This window comes from Sphingobium sp. SYK-6 (genome assembly GCF_000283515.1).
GTDB classification, from domain to species: domain Bacteria; phylum Pseudomonadota; class Alphaproteobacteria; order Sphingomonadales; family Sphingomonadaceae; genus Sphingobium; species Sphingobium lignivorans.
Map to the genome: position 1 here is coordinate 3,019,285 of NC_015976.1, position 21,210 is coordinate 3,040,494.

The window sequence follows — 21,210 nt, forward strand, 5'->3', positions numbered from 1 at the left end:
TTGGCGCAGTGCGGTGCCGGCCCGCTCCCCCACCCGGCCACCCAACGGCAGTATGTTATGGGTGGCCGGGTGGGGGAGCGGGCCGGTGCGGCCTCGAAATGCGCACTCACGCGCATTTCCGAACCGGCTCTCAGGCGTTGCGCCGCAGTGTCCGCAGGACATGATCCGCGCCCTTGTCGCCGACCATGATGGCCGTCGCATTGGTGTTGCCTGCCGTCAGGGACGGGAAGATCGAGGCATCGGCGACCCACAGGCCGTCCACGCCGATCACTTTCAGATCCGGATCGATGACGGCCATGGGATCGTCCGCAGCGCCCATCCTGGCCGTGCCGACCGGGTGGAACATCGGGATGGCCGCGACCCGGACATAATCGCGCAGCTCGGCGGGATCGGTGAGCGCGGGGCCGGGGCGCACCTCGCTGGTGATATGCTCGGCCACGGGCGGGCGCGTCAGGATATCCCGCGCGATCCCGATCCCTTCGACGATCTGGTCGATATCATCGTCGCAGGACAATTGCTGGTGATGGATGACCGGCGGCGCCAGCGGATCGGCCGACCCGAGCGTGATCTGCCCGCGATAGCTCGGCCGCATCAGGCCGACCAGCGTCGAGACCGAGGCGGTCTTGCCCAGCACGAGCCGGCCCTGCGCGTCGAAGTCGAAGGCAAAGGCCGCGAACGAGATCTGGATATTGGGCGCCGGCAAGCCCGGCCGAGTCTTCACGAAGGCCTGGGCATGGCCGATGGAGGTGCTGAGCGCGCCGCGCCGCGACAGGGCATAGCGCAGCACCGAGAGCGCGCCGCGCAGGCCGCGCGCATCGTCATTGAGCGTGTGCGCGGTCACGGTGTTGACCACATGCGTGCCGACATGATCCTGCAGGTTGCGGCCCACGCCCGGGCGATCGCACAGCACCGGCACGCCGACCGAGGCCAGATGCGCCGCCGGGCCGATGCCGGAGAGCATGAGCAGCCGCGGCGTGTTCATGGCGCCGGCGCTCAGGACGACGCCGTGCTTCGCGTGCAGCGTCTTGTGCGCCCCGTCCTGAAGATAGGCGATGCCGGTGGCGCGTCCATCCTCGATCAGGATGCGCAGCACCTGGGCGCCCAGCAGCGTCTGCGGCGGCGTCGCGCCCTTGAACTCATGGAGATAGCCGCGCGCAGACGAGCAGCGCGTGCCGTTCCGCTGGGAGACCTGGACATAATCGACCCCTTCGGCCTTCTCGCCATTGAGGTCGCGTCTTTCGATGCCGGTCTGCTCCGCCGCGGCGATCCACGCGTCGGTGATGGGGTAATGCGCGCGCCCTTCGGATACGGCGATGGGGCCACCCGTCCCGCGCCAGGCATCCGCACCGCGTTCATTGTCCTCCATGCGCCGGAAATAGGGAAGCACGGACTCATAGTTCCAGCCGGCCGCGCCGAGCGCTTGCCAGTTGTCATAGTCCCAGCGATGCCCGCGGATGAACATCATCCCGTTGAGCGCGCTGCCGCCGCCCAGCATCTTGCCTGCCGGCCAGATGTCGGCCCGGCCGCCGCGGGATTCGTCCGGCTCCACCTGGTAGCACCAGTCATAGGCGGGGTTCTGGACAATGGAACTGGTGAGCGCGGGGACGCGGGACCGGAAATGCCGGTCCGACTGGCCCGCCTCAACGAGCGTTACGTTCAATCCGGCCTCGGCGAGCCGGCCGGTCATGGCTGCGCCCGCCGATCCGCCGCCGATCACGATGATGTCAGTGTCGCTCACGCGCTGCTTCTCTCTTCTTTGAGTGAGTGGAGTTTCCGGGAGCCCGGGCGTGTTTTTCCGGGATGTCAGCGCTGCGTGCAGCTCGTCTCACCCGCCGATGCCATGCATCGGATGTGGTGGATTCACCATCAAGCTCCTCTCGATTTTGGTCCTGCGCCCTTGTCATGAACCATAACGAATGTTACGATTGTGTCAACAGAATGGAGAGGAACGACATGGATCTTTCGGTTGAGGATCGCTTTGCCCTGGAGGACCTGCTCGCGGCTTATGCCTGGGCGCTGGACACCGGTGATGTGGAGGGGCTGGTCGCCTGCTTCACGCCGGACGCGCGGATGGTCGAGGAGGTTTTCGAGGAGCCCGACATCTGGGAGGGCCATGAGGGCATTCGCGGCATCGCCGAACATTATCGCAATGCGGAGGGTTTTCCCGGGCGCCAGCACCACGTCACGCAGGTGCAGTACATGCCGCAGGCGGATGGCACGGTGAAGATGCGCTCCTTCGCCTTCGTGACCGAATGCGAAGGTGAGACGCCCTTCCTGCTCCGCTTCGTCGGTTATTATGAGGACCATGCCGTCAAGGGCGACGATCGCCGCTGGCGCCTCCACCGGCGCGTCGCGCGCCTCTGGGATGGCGAGATCCTCAAGAACTTCCCCGGCCGCGGTCAATGGACCCCCCGCAAGCGCCCGGACTCCCTCATCATCAGGAAGCCGTAGGGGGCGAGCATATCGCGCCCGGGGACTGGCCGGTTCCGCCGATGTGCGCTGGTCGCCGGGGCGGAACTGCGTGGTCATCGGGGGACCCATTGCCCGAAGCCCGCACTGCGGGGCGGAGCGGAGCGCGTCGGATCTGATGATCCGCGCAGGCCAGCCGCCCCCCGAACACTCGCGATCTTGCCGGAAGAACGCTCAATCCAGCTTGAGCGCGTCCCGCACGATGTAGTGGAGATCGGTCTGATCGAGCAGGCCGCTGACATTGACGGCCTGCGGGCCATAAGCGGCGATGCGCAGCTGCGCGCCTGTGTGGCCTTGCGATCCTTCCTCCGCGGTGCCGTAGTTCACTGTCATGACACCGCCCTCCCGCGTGTTCAGTGCCGCAGTCAGGCCGGATGAGCGGGTGCCGTTGCCCACGATCTGGCTGGTGTGGGCATGGTCAGCCGTGACGATGACCAGCGTGTGGCCATCCGCCTTCGCGAAGGCCAGCGCGACCTGGACCGCCTCGTCCAGATCGACCGTCTCGCCGATCTGCCCGCAGGGATTGGCCGCGTGGTCCTGTTTGTCGATCGACGCGCCTTCGACCTGAAGGAAGAAGCCTTTGGGCTTCAGGAGCGCGATCGCCTTGCTGGTCATCGTCGCGAGCGTCGGTATGGTTTCATTGCGCGCGGCATTGGGCTGGCAAGTGATGGCCGGCTTGTCGATATTGCCGTGAAGGCTGGCGCGCGGGCCCGTCCAGCGGACCGGCATATTGCCTTCCGAGAACAGGCCGATCAGCGGCTGCCTGTCATCGGCGCGCGTGATGGCCTCGAGTTCCGCAGCGTTGCGCACGATCCGGTAGCCCCGCGCGCTGGCCTGCTCGAACAGCGTCTTGCCTTTCCATTGACCCGCCTTCGCCATCTCCGCGAAACTCGCCGCACCGCCGCCGAGCACGAGATCGGCGCGGGTATCGAGCAGTTGCTCGGTGATCGAGCCGGCCCCGCCATTTTCCAGCGCATTCTGCGGACAGGTCTTGCTGGTCGCGGTCGGCCCGTAGCAGCTGCGGAAAGCGACGTGGGCCAGCAGCGCGGCTGGCGTTGCATCCTGGATCTCGGCCGTCGAGACATTGCCGGTGGCAAGACCGGCTTTCCTGGCCAGCTCGATCAGCGTTGCATGGGGCTTGCCATGGATATCGACGCCGATCGCGCCATTATAGCTTTTCACGCCCGACGCCCAGGCGGTGGCGGAGGCAGCGCTATCCGTCACATAATCGGGTTTGCCGGTCTCGCGCTCGAGCGAATAATGGGTGTACTGGCCAGTGAAAGGCAGCGCATCGATGCCCTTGAAATAGCCGCCGGCGCCCTCGGCATAATTGCGCGCGATGGTGATCTCCGAATCCCCCATGCCATCGCCAATCAGCAGGATGACGTTGCGCACTTCGCCCTCGGCAGCCAGCGTGCGATAGGCCGCGCGCATATCACCGGCGAGGCGCCGCGCCCCGCCCGGTTCGCGCAGATCGCCCCGCGCCGCGCGCGCCAGGTCAGGCGCCTGCTCCTGCGCGAGAACAGGCTGGGCCGCGAGCACGAGTGCGGCAGTCAGAGCGATACGGGTCATCATGGCAGGTCTCCGGGAGAAAATGGGCCAGCGAGCGGTGCGCATGGTCGAGCGCGTCGGCGCTGCTCGCGTCCATCGCGCTCGACCGCAGGCCGGCCCGCAGAACGTTGATCAGAGCTGGGCGCGGATGCCCAGGCTGATGCGGCTTCCCGACAATTCATAAGTGGTCGGGAAAGACGGATCCATCGTGTAGCCGGTGGTCTTGGCATTGCCGACGTTGATGCCCTGCACCTCGACGCGGACATTGCGGGTCAGCTGATAGCTGGCCGCAAAGTCGAACTGACCATAAGCATCCCGATAGACCGGATACATGTTCCGCTCGATCCGCTCCACATATTTGCCCCTGCGATTGTAGGACAGGCGCAGCGAGAGCGGGCCTTTGTCATAGAAGACCGTCGCGTTGTAGGCGTTGTCGGACAGGCCGATCGGCGAGGTCGGGATGTCGAGACTCGACTCGCCGGTCAGCGAACTGTCGAGGAACGTGGCATTGGCGTTGATGCCGAAGCCATCGGCCCACTCGGCAAACATGCCGAAGGGGATCACCGCATTGAGCTCGACGCCGCTGACCTTGTAGGAGCCTTCGGCATTGACCGGCTGATAGACGTCGAAGTCATAGACGCCGTTGACGGTGCCATTGGCATTGTAGACGGTCACGTCGGGCACGACGCCGGTCAGCTGGCTCTGGACCACCCCCTTGATCTTCTTCCAGAAATAGGACGCCGAGAGGATGCCGCCACGGCCGAGATACTTCTCGACGCCCACTTCCCACTGATCGGCATAAGTGGGCTTCAGGCCGGGATTGCCATCGGTGTAGCGGAAGCTGCTGTAGCTCGCGGTGCGCTTGTAAGCGAGATCGGTCAGCGCCGGGCGGATCAGCGTCTGCGAGGCGGCGGCGCGCAGCAGCAGGCTTTCGGTCAGCTCGGCATGGGCGTTGAACGAGGGCAGGAACTTCTCGTAGCGACCTTCGCTCGACACCGGCGTCGGCGTGAGCCCGGTCGTGCCGTCCGGGTTCTGGACCTGGTGGAAGCCTTCGGAATGGATGGTGGTGCGCAGATAGCGGCCGCCGAGATTGACGAACACGGGCACCGCAATGTCGAACTGGAAATCGGCCATCGCATAGCCGGCGATCGTCTCTTCCTTCACCTTGGCATAATTGGCATCGGCGAACGGCGTCACGAAACCGGCGGGACGGAAGAAGTCTCGCGCATAGTCGTTGGAGATCTGGGCCCAGCTGAGATCGCGTGCCTGATAGGCCTTGCCGCCAACGATGTCCGTCACATCGGTGAGCGGGCTGGCACCCAGCGTGCGCGTGTTGACATAAGCGGTGCTGCCGCGCGTCGGCCCCTGGATCTTCTCCTCGCCATATTGGCGTTCGTTGCTCTTGTTGGTGTAGCGGCCACCGAAGTTGAGGCGCTTGAGGATCGAGGATGCAAAGCCATAGCTTACATCGACCTGCGCGGCATATTTGTCGTCCTTGATCTGCTCGCGCGTGGTTTCATAGGCCTCGAACAGATAGGCATTTGGCGCATTGTACATGTCGATCGTGCGCGGGTTGCTGCTGGGGATCGTCTCGCCACCATTCTCGGTGTAGCGGCTGCGCGAAGGCGCATAGGCGACATGCTTGAGATTGGCGTAGTCGAGCGTCTTCTCCGCGCCGGAATAGCCGCCCAGCGCATTGATCGTCCAATTGCCGGTCTCCCAGTTCAGCTCGCCGCCGAACTGCCGATAGTCGGTCTCGTTGATATATTCCTTGCTCAGGAATTCATGCTGGGTGTTGGTGTAGGACACGTCGCGCAGCACGATGATGCCGGCGTCGGCCAAGGTCTTGTCGTCATAGGCATGGATGGTTTCCAGCGTCGAGTTGCTCGAGGCCGAATAGGCAGCCGCGTCATATTCATCCTCGGTCGTGTCGTATGAGCCGACGAACGCATCGAAGGCGAGGCTGAACGTGCTGCTGGGCTTGTACTGGATCGAGCCTGACAGGCCGAGGCGATCCTGATCGTTCTGATAGACGCGGTCGCCAACCTTATCGAGGAAGACGATCTTGTTCTTCATCGCGTCCGTGAATGTCACGCCGGCGTCCCGCTGCAGCACGGCGATCGCCTGATTGCGGTAGGTCGTGCCCGCACGGTCGGTCCAGCGGGCGATCGGGCGGAAATTGATGCCGGAGTTGGAATCGGTCCGGTTGGTGCGCTGCTGCTTGGCGACCGACACGAGCACGCCGAAATCGCCAAAGGTGTTGCTGGCGAGGACAGAGAAACTCGGATCGATCTTCTCGGAGATCGAATTATACGCGCCCTCGGCGCTGCCGACGAGGCGAAGGCCGGGGTTGTCGAACGGGCGCGCGGTGCGGATCGAGACGGACCCTGCGATGCCCCCTTCCTCATCAGCCGCGGTCGGCGATTTCTGGACAGTGACGGACTGGATCAGTTCCGAGGCAAAGATGTCGAACTCGACATCGCGGCCACCCGAGCCCGAGGCCGTGGCCAGCTTGTTGATGGAGACGAAGGTGAACTCGGTCGGCAGGCCGCGCACGTTGACGCGGGTGCCCAGCCCCTTGTCACGCTCGATCGTGACGCCCGGCACGCGCTGCAGGGCTTCGGAGAGGTTCTGCTCGGGGAAGTCGGCAATGTCGGTCGCGACGATGGAATCGGAGAACCCCACTGTCACGCGCTTCATGTCGATCGCTTCCTCGATACTGCGGCGATAACCGGAGACGACGATCTCCTCGCCCGCACCGTCCTCGCTCGCCGGATCCACCGTCGTGGTCTGCGCCATGCCGGGGGCGGCCGTCAAAGCCGCCAATGCAACGCCGATGAGAAAAGGCGCTGTGCGCACCGAGCGGTTGAATTTGCTGTTCATCATTGGACCCCTTTTCAAATATCCGGACGTCGGCTCGCAGCGCCCGATCGCCGGGCGCGCGCCCGGGTTTCCCGATCTCCTGGAGACCGGGATTGCAGCGCTTCTTGCGAGCTTGTTCTGTGCAGGCGTAGCCACGGCCTTCCGGCCCCAGCGCGCGCCTACCTCCCCCCACCCGACGGGCGGCGACGCATCGCAGCCTGTAGCGACGACGGATGGCGCGTTGCCAGTTCCGCCATCCCGTCCGGTTCGCGGGTGCGATGAAGAAGAGATATTACATGGCTGTGACGGGACGCGATTTGTCAGCCGCCATGCGGCGTGAAAGCAACGCAGGCCGGAACGCGCCGATCGGAACGATAGACGACCGCCTCCCCGCTTCAAATCTGTGCGGAAACGCGGGATTAAGACGCGCGCGAAAATCTCTACAGCATGGCGGCATGGCATTGCAGCGATCGACGACGACAATTCCGGAAATTGGATCGCCAGGCCCGGAGCGCGGTCAAGCCGGTCCCGCCACGCGTCGACAGGTCATTCGGGCCGGCGCCATGCTGCCCGTCCTCGCAATGGCGGGCACCGCAAGGCCATCAACAGCCATAGCTTCAGCTTCCAAGCTGATGGCGATGATCGCGCGCCCGTCCCAGCTGACCGAGGAGCAGTTCCGTATCCGCTGGTTCGGCTTCCATGCCGCCCTCGCCCGCAGCCTGCCGGGCCTGCGGACGCTGATCTACTCGGAGACCCTGGGTGCCGGGGGCGCGGACCAGCCGCAGGCCGCTTATCCGTCGCGGATCGACGGAATGGTGCAATGTGCTTTCGAGAGCGAGGACGCGCGACTGGCCGCGCTCTCTTCAGAGACCGGCGAGGCGCTGTTCACATCGGGCGGGCGCATCATGGATCGCGCGGAGTGGCGCCGGTGGACGGTCCGCGAGAATGTCGTCATCGCGCCGGACCGGGCCGCCGGGGGCATCAAGCGCACCCTGCTGCTCGCGCGCAAGCCCGGGCTTTCGCGTGCGAATTTCGAGCGTCACTGGCTCGGCCGCCACGCCGAACTCGCGCATGACGTGCCGGGCCTCAAGGGCGCCGTGTTCAACACCATCCTCGAGGGGGACGCCGGCAACGGTCCCGGGATCGACGGCATCACCGAGACATGGTGGGCGAGCGGCAGCGACGACCCGGGCGGCAAGGTGCCCTCGCCGCAGGCCGATGCCTGGATGGCCGATGGCGAGCATTTCCTCGATCTGCCCCGTTGCCGCACGATCGTGACCATCGAATATCCCTTCATCCTTCCCGACAGATCAGCGGGCTAACCTCACAAGGGCCTCTCCATGGCAAACAAGATCCATCCAGATCCGGCGTCCGCGCTGAGTGGCCTCCTCTTCGACGGCATGACCATCATGTCCGGCGGGTTCGGCCTCTCCGGCAACCCGGAAAGCCTGATCCCCGAAATCCGCCGGGCCGGCGTCAAGGACCTCACCGTCATTTCGAACAATGCCGGCGCGGACGGCTTCGGCCTCTGGATGCTGCTGGAGAGCCGCCAGATCAGGAAGATGATCAGCTCCTATGTCGGCGAGAACAAGCTGTTCGAAGCGCAGTATCTGGCCGGCGAGCTGGAACTGGAACTCACCCCGCAGGGCACCCTCGCCGAGCGCATCCGCGCCGGGGGCGCCGGCATTCCTGCCTTCTACACGAAGACCGGCGTCGGCACGCTGGTCGCGCAGGGCAAGCCGACCGAGTTCTTCGACGGCGAGGAATATGTGCGCGAGACCTGGCTGCGCGCCGATCTCTCGATCGTCAAGGCATGGCGGGCGGATACGGCGGGCAATCTCATGTTCCGCAAGACCGCGCGCAACTTCAATCCCAACATGGCCACGGCAGGCCGGGTGACGGTGGCGGAAGTCGAGGAGATCGTGCCTGCAGGCACGTTCGATCCGGACTGCATCCACACCCCCGGCATCTATGTCGACCGCATCGTGCTGAATACGATCAACGAGAAACGCATCGAGAAGCGCACCACGCGCCCCCGCGAGGTCGCATGACCGGGGCTTTCATCTGCGATGCGGCGCGCACCGCTATCGGGCGCCTGGGCGGCGCGCTCGCGCCCGTGCGGGCGGACGACCTCGCCGCGGCGCCGATCCGTGCCCTGATGGCGCGCAACCCGGGTCTCGATCCCGCCGCGATCGGCGAGGTGATCCTCGGCTGTGCCAATCAGGCGGGCGAGGACAATCGCAACGTGGCGCGCATGGCGGCGCTGCTCGCGGGACTGCCCGTCAGCGTGCCGGGCGTGACGGTCAACCGCCTCTGCGCAAGCGGCGCCGAAGCCGTGGGACAGGCGGCCCGCGCGATCGCCACGGGCGAGATCGATATCGCCATCGCCGGAGGCATCGAGAGCATGACTCGCGCGCCGCTGGTGATGGGCAAGGCCGAACAGGCCTTCACGCGAACGCAGCAGCTCGAGGACACGACCATTGGCTGGCGCTTCGTCAATCCCGCCATGCAGCGCCTCTACGGCACCGCCTCGATGCCGCAGACGGCCGAGAATGTCGCGACCCGTTACGGCATCACCCGCGAAGAGCAGGACGCCTATGCCGCGCAGAGCCAGCGACGCGCCGCCGATGCGCAGGCCCGGGGCTACTTCGCCGCCGAGATCATCCCGGTCACGATCGGCGGCCGCAAGGGCGACATCATCGTGGATACGGATGAGCATCCCCGCCCCGGCACCAGCCTTCAGGCACTCGCCGCGCTGCGGCCGGTGGTGCATGCGCAAGGCACGGTGACGGCCGGCAACGCATCGGGCGTGAACGATGGCGCGGCCGCGCTGATTGTCGCATCCGAAGCGGCTGCGGCCCGCCATGGCCTGACGCCACGCGCCCGCATCCTGGGCATGGCGAGCGCGGGCGTGGAGCCCGATGTCATGGGCATCGGCCCCGTGCCGGCCAGCCGTCGGCTGATGGACCGGCTGGGGCTCACACTTCGGGATTTCGACATCATCGAGATCAACGAGGCCTTTGCCAGCCAGGTCATCGCCTCGCTGCGCGCGCTGGGCGGCGACCCGGCGTCGATGCAGGTCAATCCCAATGGCGGCGCCATCGCGCTCGGACACCCGCTCGGCATGTCCGGCGCAAGGCTGGCGATGACGGCGGCCCATGCGCTGGAAGAGACGGGTGGCAGGCGCGCGCTGGTCACAATGTGCATCGGCGTCGGCCAGGGGCTTGCGCTCGCCATAGAGCGCTGCTGAAGCCCTAACCTAATCGACATCCAGCGCTGGCGGCTTGCAAATGGCGCTTTCCCGGGCTTTCGATGCTCACATACCTTGAGTACGCTGCGCGCCGGGTCCCGGAAAACCAATTTTCGTCACGCCATCATCTGGAGCCGAAGGCGTCCGTAGGACAATGGCGATCAGCCCTAGCCCTGATCGAAGACGCGCTGGTAGAGCGCGTGCATCTCCGCCTCGGTGGGGACGCGCGGATTATTGGCGGGTGAGCCGGAAGCGATCGCCTGCTCGACCATGACGGGGATCATCTCCTCCCAGCGCTCTCGCGTGACGCCATAGGCATTGGGGCTCGGCACAGCGAGATCGCGATTGACGGCCGCGAGTTCCTCGACGAGCCGGCTCACCGCCATCTGATCCCCCTCCCCGTCCGACGCGACGCCCATGGCCTTGGCGCAACGGGCATAGCGCGCGACATTGCCGGGCGCGGAAAACTCCGTGACGAGCGGCAGCAGCATGGCATTGGAAAGGCCGTGGGGCACATGGAAATGCGCACCGATCGGCCGGCTCATGCCATGCACGAGCGCCACGGAACTGTTCGAGAAGGCGACGCCCGCATAAGTCGCGCCCAGCATCAGTTGCTCGCGCGCGTCCATGTCGCTCCCGTCCGCCCAGACGCGGCGGAGATTGGGCGCGATCGCCTCGATCGCCGCCAGCGCGAACAGATCCGACACCGGCGTGGCGCGGCGGGACACATAGGCCTCGATGGCATGGGTCAGCGCGTCGATGCCCGTGTCCGCCGTCAGCCGCGCCGGCTTGGTAAGCGTGAGCTCGAAATCCACCAGTGCCGCGACCGGCAGATAGGCAAGGCCCGCGCACAGCATCTTCTCGTCCCGCTCGGTATCGGTGATGACGGTGAAGCGCGTCGCCTCGCTGCCGGTGCCCGCCGTGGTGGGAATGGCGATGACGGGCAACCCCGCGTCATTCTGCAGGTGCGGCGCCTTGTAGTCCGAGATATGCCCGCCATGCCTCGCCAGCACGGCCACCGCCTTGGCGCTGTCGATCGGGCTGCCGCCCCCGAAGGCGACGATGCAATCATGCTCGTCCAGCAGCAGGTCCGCCAGCGCCCGCTCGATCGAGGGCACGTCCGGCTCGGGCACCGTATCGAGGAAGAATCGTGCGCGAATGCCGGCCTGATCGAGCGCGTCCCGGATGGCATCGAGCCGGCCATTGTCCCACAGGAAGCGGTCCGTCATCACGAACGGCCGGGACAGGCCGATCTGTTGCAGCATATCCGGCAATTGACGGGAGACACCCGCACCAAAGCGCATACTACGCGGGAATCCGACCGAAAATTCCATATGTCCGCTCCTGTTCACCCGTTCGGCTTCGGAGGTTCCCCGAAGCGCGGTCGCACCGGCATATGGTGAGGGAGGCACAGAGCATATAAACAAAGATGCATGCCTGCTGTGCGCTTGTGCGGCATCGGTTTGGGATGAGCCCCGCATCGGCGCGATCGGCAGGGCGGATGTGCCGTGAAAGAGGCGCTCATGAAGCCCGAGGCTCGCAGGTGTGGACCAGAGCGGCGGGATCGGCAGCGCAGGCCCGATTACCCGACACATCGGCGCGCGAGACATCGGCCGTTCCGGGCCGAGAAAGGGTCGGATGCTCAGGGACTTGGGAGGAAATTAAGCTCAGCGCCCGGCTGAAAAGCGGACATTTCAGGACACATGGACACGCGCATTGCCCTTGAGCATGGCGGCGTTCCGACTTATGCACCCAGATATGTGATAATATATTGATAATTAACGAATTTATTCCGGCGCTACCGTTTCAAGCACCGGCTGGCCGGGAAAGTCTCCCGCTACCACCGCGGCAGACATCCCCGGCAGAAACGGAGCGCGCCTATTCTCCCAGGAACAGGCCTCGCTCGGCCTCGGCCTGAGCCCGGATGAAGCGCCGCACCGCCTGCACGCGCGGGCTGGGCGCCACGTCCGCGCTGGCGACCATCCAGTAGCTGCGCTGAAGGCGGATCTCTTCCTTGAGGACCGGGACCAGCCCGGGCGTGCGCGACCCGATGAAGGCAGGCAATACGCACAGCCCATAGCCGGCACGCGCTGCCTCCGTCTGAGCGTGCAGGCTGGAGCTCTGCAGGCGGGCGCGGATGCCCTTGCCCACCTCGTCGAGATAATCGAGGCCCCTCAGGAAGACGAGATCATCGATATAGCCGCAGAACACATGATCCCGCAGGTCGGCGGGCTTGCGGATCGGCGGACTGGCTTCCAGATATTCCCGCGAGCCATAGACGAACAGCCAGTAGTCGGTCAGCTTCTCGCGATAGAAACGCCCCGTCTCGGGCGGCTGGAGACTGATCGCGAGATCGGCCTCGCGGCGCGAGAGCGCGACGATCTGCTGGAGCGTCAGCAACTCGATGGTGAGATTGGGATACTCCGCCGCGAACTTGGGAAGGCGGCTGGACAGAAAGAAATTGCCGAAGCCTTCCAGCGTGCTGATCCGCACCACGCCGCCGACGCCGCGACTGCTGGAAATCTGCTCCCGCCCGATCTTGCGGGCTTCCTGCTGGATGAGCTCGGCGGACGGCAGCAGCCGCTCGCCGCCCTGCGTCAGATAATAGCCCCGGGGACTGCGCTCGAAGAGCTTGACGCCCATCGCCCGCTCCAGCGCATCCACCCGGCGGATCACCGTGGCATGATCGACGCCCAGCCGGCGGGCTGCCTGCGACACCGTGCCCGACCGGGCCACGCCCAGGAAATAACGCAAATCATCCCAGTCGAACGGCCGCATCCCTCTTCCCCCTCCACAAAAGTGCACAATGCTCATGCGATATTGCTAGTTTGACCGCACAGCTTAAGTGCTCCACTAACGTCGTCAAGAGCAGCAATTGCCGTCGGGCGGAACGGGGCAGCACCGCATGCCCTCGCGGTGAAGAGTGGAGGATGTGATGAAGGACCGGGGGGGGCGCGGCCTCAGAAAATGGGTGAATCTGTTACTGCTTGCACCCTTCATCGCCGTGCTCTGGGTCCCGTTCTATAACAGCGTCGAACCCAGATTCTTCGGGATTCCCTATTTCTACGCCTATCAGCTTGCCTGGATCTGGATCGGCGCCGGGCTGACCTGGATCGTCTACCTGGTGGACTGGCGCGGGTCGGACAGATGAGTTCTTTCATCGATCCGGTCGCAACCGGCGTTTTCATCACTCTCTTCTTCCTCATCTCCTCGCTGGGCTTTGTCGCGTCCCGCTGGAAACGGGCAGATCTCGGCCATATCGAGGAATGGGGTCTGGGCGGCCGGCGCTTCGGCCCGTTGCTCGTGTGGTTCCTGCTGGGCGGTGACCTCTACACGGCCTACACCTTCGTGGCCTTGCCGGCGCTCATGTATGCGGCGGGCGGATCGGGCTTCTTCGCGGTGCCCTATTCCATCATCGTGTTCCCGATCGTCTTCGCGGTCTTCCCGAAGGTCTGGGGAGTCTGCGCCAAGCACGGCTATGTGACGGCCGCCGACATGGTGGCGGGCCTCTACCGCAATCGCACGCTCGCGCTGATGATCGCGCTGACCGGCATCGTGGCGACCATGCCCTATCTCTCGCTGCAGCTGGTCGGGCTGGAAGCGATTTTCGCCGGGCTCGGCCTGCATGCGAGCATCACCATCTTCGGCAGCGAGATGGAATTGCCGCTCTTCGTCGCTTTCCTGGTGATGGCGGGCTTCACCTATAATAGCGGCCTGCGGGCCCCGGCGATGATCGCGATCGTCAAGGATATCCTGATCTACACCACGCTCATCGCGGCGATCCTGATCGTGCCGGCCAAGCTGGGCGGCTATGGCGCGGTGTTCGATGCAGTGCCGCCGGAGAAGCTGCTCATCCCGGACGCGGCACCCGGCAGCCTGGGCCCGCAATTCGCTTATGCGACGCTGGCACTGGGCGGTGCGCTGGGCCTGTTCCTCTATCCCCATGCGCTCACGGGCCTGCTGTCCGCGTCCAGCCGCGACGCGATCCGCCGCAATGCCGTCTTCATGCCCATCTATGCCTTCGCGCTCGCGCTGCTGCTGCTGCTCGGCTTCATGGCGCTGGCGGCGGGCGTGAAGGACATGCCGCAATATGCCGAGGGCTTCGCCCGCTTCGGCAACATCTATGCGGTGCCGGCGCTGTTCAAGCACCTCTTCCCGTCCTGGTTCGTGGGCGTCGCCTTCGCGGCCATCGCGATCGGTGCGCTGGTCCCGGGCGCGATCATGTCGATCGCCGCGGCCAACCTGTTCACCCGCAACGTCTATCGCGCCTATATCCGCCCCGAATGCTCGGAAGCGCATGAGACGCAGGTCGCCAAGATCTTCTCGCTGCTGGTCAAGGCCGGCGCGCTCGGCTTCGTCACTTTCTTTCCTGAGACATCGGTCGTCCAGCTCCAGCTCATCGGGGGAATCTGGATGTGCCAGACGCTGCCTGCCGTGCTGATGGGCCTCTATGTCCGCTGGCTGGATTCCAGAGCGCTGCTCACCGGCTGGATCGCGGGCATGGGCGCCGGCACGCTGATGGCCGGGGCCACGGGGTTCAAGGATTCGGTCTATACGCTGACGATCCCCGGGCTCGAGATTCCGTGCTACTCGGCGGTCAGCGCCCTGGTGCTGAACATCATGGTCACGCTCGCTCTCAGCCTCATCATTCGCCTCAGGACAGGCGCGGCGCCCTCCTCCCCGCCCGCGCCTGTCCGCCCCGCCCTGCAGGATTGAAGGAACCGCCGCCATGAAGCTTCACTGGGGAAAAATGTCCCCCTTCGCCCGCAAGGTGATGGTCACCGCGCATGAAACGGGCACTGATGGGCGGATCGAGCTCATCGATACGCGGGTGGACATGGCCAGCGTCAATCCGCAGGTCCAGCTTGCCAATCCGCTGAGCAAGGTCCCCACGCTGCTGCTCGATGACGGCACGGCGCTCTACGACAGCCGGGTGATCTGCGAATATCTGGACAGTCTTGCGCCGGAGCCGGTCCTGTTTCCGCAAGGCGCGGCGCGCTGGGACGCGCTGCGCCTCCACGCGCTGGGCGACGGCATCATGGATGCACTGATCCTCTGGCGGCAGGAGCGCCTGAAGCCCGAGGAACGGCGCACGCCCGCCTGGATGGACGCCTTTGCCGACAAGCTGGGGGCGGCGCTGGACCAGCTCGAAGGGAATGCCGCGCAGCTTTCCGCCGCGCCGTTCCACATCGGCCACGCCGCGCTCGGCTGCGCGCTCGGCTATCTCGACGCGCGCTTCGACGACCTGAACTGGCGAAACGGCCATGACCGGCTCGCGGATTGGCATGCCGGCTTCGAAGCACGCCCGTCCGCCATCGCAACCCATCCCGCCGCACTGACCTAGGCGCGTGCCAGCGCCTGCCAAAGGAGTACAGATGTCCGAGATCGAAACCGTCATTCCCCGCATGCCGACGGCCCCGACGAACCGGCAGCCCGACAATGCCGTCGACTGCCACAGCCATGTGTTCGGCCCCTATGACCGGTACAGCCTCGTCAATCCGCCCAATTACGCGCCGCCCCAGGCGCCGGTCGAGCGGCATCTCGCCATGCTGGACACGGTCGGCAACCGCTATGGCGTGCTTGTCCAGCCGGCGGCCTACGGCCTCGATCCGACGCTGATCGCCGACGCCATCGCCGCCTCGGGCGGCCGCCTGCGCGGCATCGCGCTGGGCGGCGCGGAACTCACCCCGGCCCGCATCGCGGAACTGGACGGCCAGGGCTTCAAGGGCCTGCGGTTCGTCGACATGCTCGATCCGCAGGGACGGCCCTATATCGGGGCGATCTCCGCCAATGTGGCCATCGAGATGGCGCCGTTGCTGGCCGATGCGGGCTGGCACCCGGAGCTGTGGGCCGGGATCGACCATCATGTCGAGGTGATCCCCAAGCTCATCCCCTTCGGCATCCCGATCGTGCTCGATCATCTGGCCGGGTTCAGCGTGGCGCGCGGCGTGAATGATCCGGCCTTCCAGCAGCTCCTGCGCTTCATGGGCGACGGGCATGTCTGGGTGAAGACCAGCCTGTGCCGGCAATCCGCCGCCTATCCGCGCTACGAGGAATTGAAGCCGTTCCACGACGCGCTCGTCGCCGCCAATCCGGAGCGGCTGCTCTGGGGATCGGACTGGCCCTATCTCGCGATGGGCGATGCCTCGCCCGATGTCGGGGTGATGATCGATCTCGTGCATGAATGGGTCGGCGATGCGGCGACCATCAAGCGCATCTTCGTCGACAATCCAGCGTTCGTCTATGGCTTCTAGGGTCCTTTGCCTGGCAGCGCTGTGCCTCGTCCCGCTGGGGGTCGCGGCCGGTGCGATGCCGGCCATCGCGCAGGAAGCCGCGCCCACCATCGCGCAGCGTGCCGCCCTGCTGGCGCGCGACACGCAGAGCGTCACCGCGCTGCGCGACGTGCGCCGGCTGCACATCGCCTACACGCAGTTCGCCGAAGTGGGCCTGTGGGACGAGATGGCCGATCTCTTCGCGCCCGATGCCGAGATGATCGTGGGCGATCGTACCATGCGCGGCAAGGCGGCGATCCGCCAATGGATCGTGCGCGAACTGGGTGGCGGCCGCGCCGGCCTCGCGCCCGGCGAGGTCCGCACGCTGCTGCCCGCAACGCCCGTGGCCAGCCTCGGCCCGGACGGGACCAGCGCGAAGATACGCTGGCATGAGCTGGCGATGCTGGGCTCGCAGGGCGGAAACGCCCGCTGGACGGGCGGCATCTACGAGAATGACTATGTGAAGCGGGACGGCGTCTGGCTGATCGCCCGGATGCATTATTATCCCCAGTTCGACGGCAGCTACGAAGAGGGCTGGCGCAATGTGGAGGCGGACCTCAAGGTCGTGCCTTATCATTATACGCCGCGCTCCGCCGGCATTCCGATCCCGGAGCTGGCGACGCCGGCACCACTGGAAGATGCGGCCGGGACCGTGGCGGCGCTGGACGCGCCCCTCACCCAAATGATCGCGGAGAATGCCGTGCGCAATCTCCAGAACGCCTATGGCTATTATGTCGACCGGCGCATGTGGGACGATGTGAGCGACCTGTTCGAGACGGACGGCACGCTGGACATCGCCGGGCTGGGCGCGTGGAACGGACAGGCCAGCATCCGGCGCGGACTGGAGCGGCAGGGACCGGCGGGGATCGGCGCGGGCGAACTCAACGAGCATGTGCAGGTCGCCATGATCGTCACGGTCGACCCGGACGGGATGCAGGCCCGTGCGCGCGGCCTCGAACTGGCGATGACCGGCCGGAACGACGACAAGGGCTATTGGGCCGTCTCCATCTTCGAGAATGTCTATCGCAAGCGCGACGGCATCTGGCGCATCGCGGCGATGAACCTCCATCCGCGCTTCCGCGCCGATTATGAGCAGGGCTGGGCGAAGAGCCGGCTCGATCCCGTGCCGCCCGCCGCCGCGCAGGCACCCGACGCGCCCTCGGCCGCGCCGAAGGGAAGCCTCCCGGCCTTCAGCTACATGCATCCCGTCACTGGCAAGCGCATCGACCTTTCCGGCGCGGTGTCTCGCGCGATGGCAACGGCGGGGGCCGAACAGGCACCGGCGGCGAGCGAGTCCGCAAGTCTGGCCACCCGCCTGTTCGAGGGCGAGCGCAAGGTGCGGCTGCTCCAGGCCGACATTGGCGCGGAGAATGTCTCCAATGCGTTCGGCAATTATATCGACGATTTCGAGTGGAAGCTGCTCGGCGATCTCTTCGCGCGCAAGGGCGCGCGCGAAATGCCTTATGCCGGCTTCTACATCGGCCCGGACCGCATCACCGAAGCCGAGATCGCCAAATGGGGCCAGCGCCGCTCGCCGCGCCGCTCCATTCCCATCCACCTGCGGATCCAGCCGGTGATGAATATCGCGCCGGACGGACGCTCCGCGCGGTTCCGCACGCGCCTGTTCTCGATCGGCAGCAGCTACGAGCGGGCAAGCACTTTCTCCGGCGGCGTCTATCCCAACGATCAGGCCGTTCTGGAGGACGGCGTCTGGAAGCTCTGGAGCGTGGCGATCGACGAATTCTATTATCGCTCCTCGAGCTATGCCAAGGGCTGGACCGGGGTGGAGGCGGAACCTGCCGAAATGAAGCCCAACATGCTCATCACGGCCTATCCGCCGGACATTGCGCTGACGGAGCTCGGCCAGCGCCAGCAGGGCTACATACCCGGCAGCCGGATGTTCAATCCCTATGTCTTCAACGGGCCGGCCTATCCGGGCTATCCCTCCGCCACGCCCATGTGGTTCAGCTATGTCAATCCGGTGAGCGGGCGCGTGCCGCCGCATTACTGGCCGGACTGCGTCACCTGCGCCACGCACCCGGACACGAGGCTGGACCGGAATGGCTACTGACCGGGCGAAGCGCGCGCGGGCGGCCATCGCGGCGCTTTGCCTGACGGTGGCGCCGACGGCAGGACACGCGGCCGAACCGCCCGTCCCCCTCGCTCTCGCGCTGGAGCGCACCGAGGCGATCCGCGCCGTGCGAGACCTGCAGGCCCTGCTTGCCCATCATGTCGAGGCCGGAGACTGGGCCGCCGCCTCGGCGCTCTTCACGCGCGATGCGGCGCTCGACTGGGGCGACGGCACCGCCGCGAAGGGGCGCGCCGCCATCCGCGACAGTCTCATGACCCGGCTCGGCGGCGCGGAGAAGGGCGGTCCCAATCGCCTGCACGTCACGCTGCCGATGGCGCCGGTGCTGACGCTCTCCCCCGACGGCCGGAGCGCGAAAGGGCGCTGGCACGAAGTGGGCCTGTTCGGCGGCGCGCGGCGGGAGGACAACTGGACCGGCGGCATCCACGAAAACGACTATGTGCGCGAGGCCGGCGGCTGGCGGATCCGCCGCATGGCCTATCACCCCCAGTTCCGCGGCACCTATGCGAAGGGCTGGCACAGCGCGAAGGACGATCTGCCGGTCGTGCCCTATCATTATGAGGTGGCCAGCGTCGGCGCGCCGGTGACGACGACGGGCGCGGTCGACGCGGAGGGCCCCGCCCTGGCCCCGCGCGTCCTCGCCGCGCGCGTCGCCCGGCTGGCGGACGAGGACGCGGTGCGCAACCTCCAGAATATTTACGGCTATTATCTCGACCGGCGGATGTGGGACGATGCGCTCGACCTCTTCGCGCCGGACGGTAGCCATGCCAGTGCCGGGACCGGCCTGCATCGCGGGCGCGAAGGCATCCGCGCGATGCTGGAGCGCGACGGACCGGCCGGCCTCAGCCATGGCGATCTCAACGATCATGTGATGCTCAATCTTATCGTCTGCGTCGCGCCGGATGGACGCAGCGCCCGGGCGCGCGGCTTCGACTTCGGCATGAGCGGCAACAATGCCGGCAAGGCCTTCTGGTCGCTGACCCTCTTCGACAATCTGTTCGAGAAGCAGGACGGCGTCTGGCGGCTGAAGGCAGTGCGCGAATATCCCAGGATGCGCACCAGCCATGATGCAAGCTGGGACCAGCCGACGCAGCCCCGCCCCAGCCCGGCCCGCGCCGCCGATGCGCCCGCACCGGCCGAGCCGCCATTGCTCGCCACCTGCGCGCCGGCCGATCCGGTCCCGGGGGACACGCCCGACATGGCGCAGCTTCGCGCCAAGGTGGACGCTGCCGCCGCGACGATCGCCATCGACAATGTCTCCAATGCCTTCGCCAATTATATCGACGATTTCCGCTGGCAGGACCTCGCCGCCACCTTCACGCGCGGCGGGCGTCGGGAAGCGCCCGGCGTGGGCTTCTATGTCGGGCGTGAGCGCATCCATGCCATGCAGTCCGGCCGCTATGGCCCGCTGGCATCGCCGCGCACCTTCATTCCCATCCATGCCCGCATCCAGCCGGTCATCCATGTCGCGGCCGACGGGAAGAGCGCGAAGCTGCGCACCCGCCTGCTGCAGTTCAACGCCGCGCTCGATCGGCCGGGTTCTATGATGGCGGGCATCTATGAGGACGAAGCCCGGCTGGAAGACGGCGTGTGGCGGCTCGCTCATGTCGAGATCGACCATTATCTCCAGACGCGCAGCTACAGGGATGCCTGGACGCGCATTCCCGAGGGCCTCGGCCACCGCATGATTCCGCGCGCCGATGCGCTGCTGCGGGACAATCCGCCGGACGCGCCGCTGCTGGGCGAAATCTATGCGCCCTTCCCCACCATCGGGCTGATGTGGTTCCATTATGCGAACCCGGTGAGCGGCCGCCGCCCGCCCTATCTCACTCCCAAGACGGCCGCCGTCATGTCGCGGACCGAGGAACCGCTGGAACCATGACCGCCACACCCGATATCTGGCTGCGTTTCGAGACACCGCAAGGGCCACGCGCGGGCTATGTCGCGGGCGAGACCATCGTGCCCATCGCCGGCGACATGTTCGGCGACTGGCAAGCGGATGGGGACCCGGTGCCGCTCGCCACGGCCCGGCTGCTGCCGCCCGTCATTCCGCCGACCTTCTATGCCTGCGGGATCAACTATGCGGGGCATTGCCGCACCGCGGCCGACGAGTTCGGCCTCGATCACGACAAGACCTGGCCGCGCACGCCGGAGATCGGCTATCGCGCGCAGAGCGCCATCATCGGCCCCGACGCGCCGATCGTCCTGCCGGCGGATGTGCCGCCCAATGTGCAGGTGGAGGCCGAGCTCGCGGTGGTGATCGGCAAAAGGTGCAAGCACGCCACGCCCGCCAATGCGCTGGATCACGTCTTCGGCTACACCATCGCCAATGATGTGAGCGCGCGCGGCTGGCAATTTGCCGACCGCACCTTCTGGCGCTCCAAGAATGCCGACACGTTCAAGCCGCTCGGCCCCTGGATCCGCCGGGATGTCGATCTCGACGCGTTGGTCACGCGCGTGCTCGTGAACGGGGACCTGCGCGAGCGCTTCCCCACCAACGCCATGATCTTCTCCATCGCCGACTATATCGTCGCGATGACGCGCTACATCACGCTGGTGCCCGGCGACGTCATCATCATGGGCACGGATGGCCATGCCCCGCAGATCCACGCGGGGGACAGAGTCACGATCGAGATCGAGGGGATCGGGACACTCAGCAATCCCGTGCAGGCCGAAGCCGCCTGAGAGCGGCGCGCAAAAATCCAGAGGAGAGCGGA

At 66.2% G+C, this 21,210-nt stretch carries 16 protein-coding genes; 11 read left to right on the top strand and 5 right to left on the bottom strand.

What is annotated here, in order from left to right:
* Positions 1–130: 130 nt before the first annotated feature.
* The gene (locus tag SLG_RS13845; protein ID WP_014077114.1) at positions 131–1,738 is read right to left on the bottom strand and encodes a GMC family oxidoreductase; all 1,608 of its coding nucleotides are present in this window, start codon (positions 1,736–1,738) and stop codon (positions 131–133) included.
* 215 nt (positions 1,739–1,953) lie between these two features.
* Here SLG_RS13845 and SLG_RS13850 point away from each other — a divergent pair, with 215 nt between their 5' ends.
* Positions 1,954–2,451: a nuclear transport factor 2 family protein gene (locus tag SLG_RS13850; protein ID WP_014077115.1), complete on the top strand. Its 498-nt coding sequence runs from the start codon at positions 1,954–1,956 to the stop codon at positions 2,449–2,451.
* A 192-nt stretch (positions 2,452–2,643) separates the two neighbouring features.
* Here SLG_RS13850 and phoA read toward each other — a convergent pair whose 3' ends face one another.
* On the bottom strand, positions 2,644–4,044 hold the full coding sequence (gene phoA / locus SLG_RS13855) for an alkaline phosphatase (protein WP_014077116.1): 1,401 nt from the start codon (positions 4,042–4,044) through the stop codon (positions 2,644–2,646).
* A 108-nt stretch (positions 4,045–4,152) separates the two neighbouring features.
* On the bottom strand, positions 4,153–6,906 hold the full coding sequence (locus tag SLG_RS13860) for a TonB-dependent receptor (RefSeq protein ID WP_014077117.1): 2,754 nt from the start codon (positions 6,904–6,906) through the stop codon (positions 4,153–4,155).
* 608 nt (positions 6,907–7,514) lie between these two features.
* Here SLG_RS13860 and SLG_RS21780 point away from each other — a divergent pair.
* From SLG_RS21780 to pcaF, 3 genes are read left to right on the top strand one after another with little or no spacing between them, the layout of a single operon-like run.
* Positions 7,515–8,204 (top strand): EthD domain-containing protein, encoded by a 690-nt coding sequence (locus tag SLG_RS21780; protein WP_014077118.1) that lies wholly within the window; start codon positions 7,515–7,517, stop codon positions 8,202–8,204.
* An 18-nt stretch (positions 8,205–8,222) separates the two neighbouring features.
* Positions 8,223–8,933 (top strand): CoA transferase subunit A, encoded by a 711-nt coding sequence (locus SLG_RS13870; protein WP_014077119.1) that lies wholly within the window; start codon positions 8,223–8,225, stop codon positions 8,931–8,933.
* Entirely contained in the window at positions 8,930–10,132 is a 1,203-nt protein-coding gene (pcaF, locus tag SLG_RS13875; protein ID WP_014077120.1) for a 3-oxoadipyl-CoA thiolase, read from the top strand. Before SLG_RS13870 ends, pcaF begins: the two co-directional genes overlap by 4 nt.
* Before the next feature lie 167 nt (positions 10,133–10,299).
* On the opposite strand, the gene SLG_RS13880 is transcribed toward pcaF, so the two are convergent.
* Positions 10,300–11,466 (bottom strand): iron-containing alcohol dehydrogenase, encoded by a 1,167-nt coding sequence (locus SLG_RS13880; protein WP_014077121.1) that lies wholly within the window; start codon positions 11,464–11,466, stop codon positions 10,300–10,302.
* 544 nt (positions 11,467–12,010) lie between these two features.
* Positions 12,011–12,910 (bottom strand): LysR family transcriptional regulator, encoded by a 900-nt coding sequence (locus SLG_RS13885; RefSeq protein ID WP_014077122.1) that lies wholly within the window; start codon positions 12,908–12,910, stop codon positions 12,011–12,013.
* A gap of 193 nt (positions 12,911–13,103) precedes the next feature.
* Here SLG_RS13885 and SLG_RS13890 point away from each other — a divergent pair, with 193 nt between their 5' ends.
* From SLG_RS13890 to SLG_RS13920, 7 genes are read left to right on the top strand one after another with little or no spacing between them, the layout of a single operon-like run.
* A complete protein-coding gene (locus SLG_RS13890) occupies positions 13,104–13,283 on the top strand; it encodes a DUF3311 domain-containing protein (protein ID WP_184047171.1) in 180 nt (59 codons plus the stop codon).
* Entirely contained in the window at positions 13,280–14,848 is a 1,569-nt protein-coding gene (gene mctP / locus SLG_RS13895) for a monocarboxylate uptake permease MctP (protein ID WP_014077124.1), read from the top strand. The genes SLG_RS13890 and mctP overlap by 4 nt, the downstream gene beginning before the upstream one ends.
* A 13-nt stretch (positions 14,849–14,861) precedes the next feature.
* Entirely contained in the window at positions 14,862–15,476 is a 615-nt protein-coding gene (locus SLG_RS13900) for a glutathione S-transferase (protein ID WP_014077125.1), read from the top strand.
* A 31-nt stretch (positions 15,477–15,507) separates the two neighbouring features.
* A complete protein-coding gene (locus SLG_RS13905; protein ID WP_014077126.1) occupies positions 15,508–16,386 on the top strand; it encodes an amidohydrolase family protein in 879 nt (292 codons plus the stop codon).
* Positions 16,376–18,475: a nuclear transport factor 2 family protein gene (locus tag SLG_RS13910; RefSeq protein WP_158512726.1), complete on the top strand. Its 2,100-nt coding sequence runs from the start codon at positions 16,376–16,378 to the stop codon at positions 18,473–18,475. Before SLG_RS13905 ends, SLG_RS13910 begins: the two co-directional genes overlap by 11 nt.
* Entirely contained in the window at positions 18,465–20,375 is a 1,911-nt protein-coding gene (locus tag SLG_RS20480) for a nuclear transport factor 2 family protein (protein ID WP_014077128.1), read from the top strand. The genes SLG_RS13910 and SLG_RS20480 overlap by 11 nt, the downstream gene beginning before the upstream one ends.
* Positions 20,372–21,178: a fumarylacetoacetate hydrolase family protein gene (locus SLG_RS13920; RefSeq protein ID WP_014077129.1), complete on the top strand. Its 807-nt coding sequence runs from the start codon at positions 20,372–20,374 to the stop codon at positions 21,176–21,178. Before SLG_RS20480 ends, SLG_RS13920 begins: the two co-directional genes overlap by 4 nt.
* Positions 21,179–21,210 lie beyond the last annotated feature (32 nt).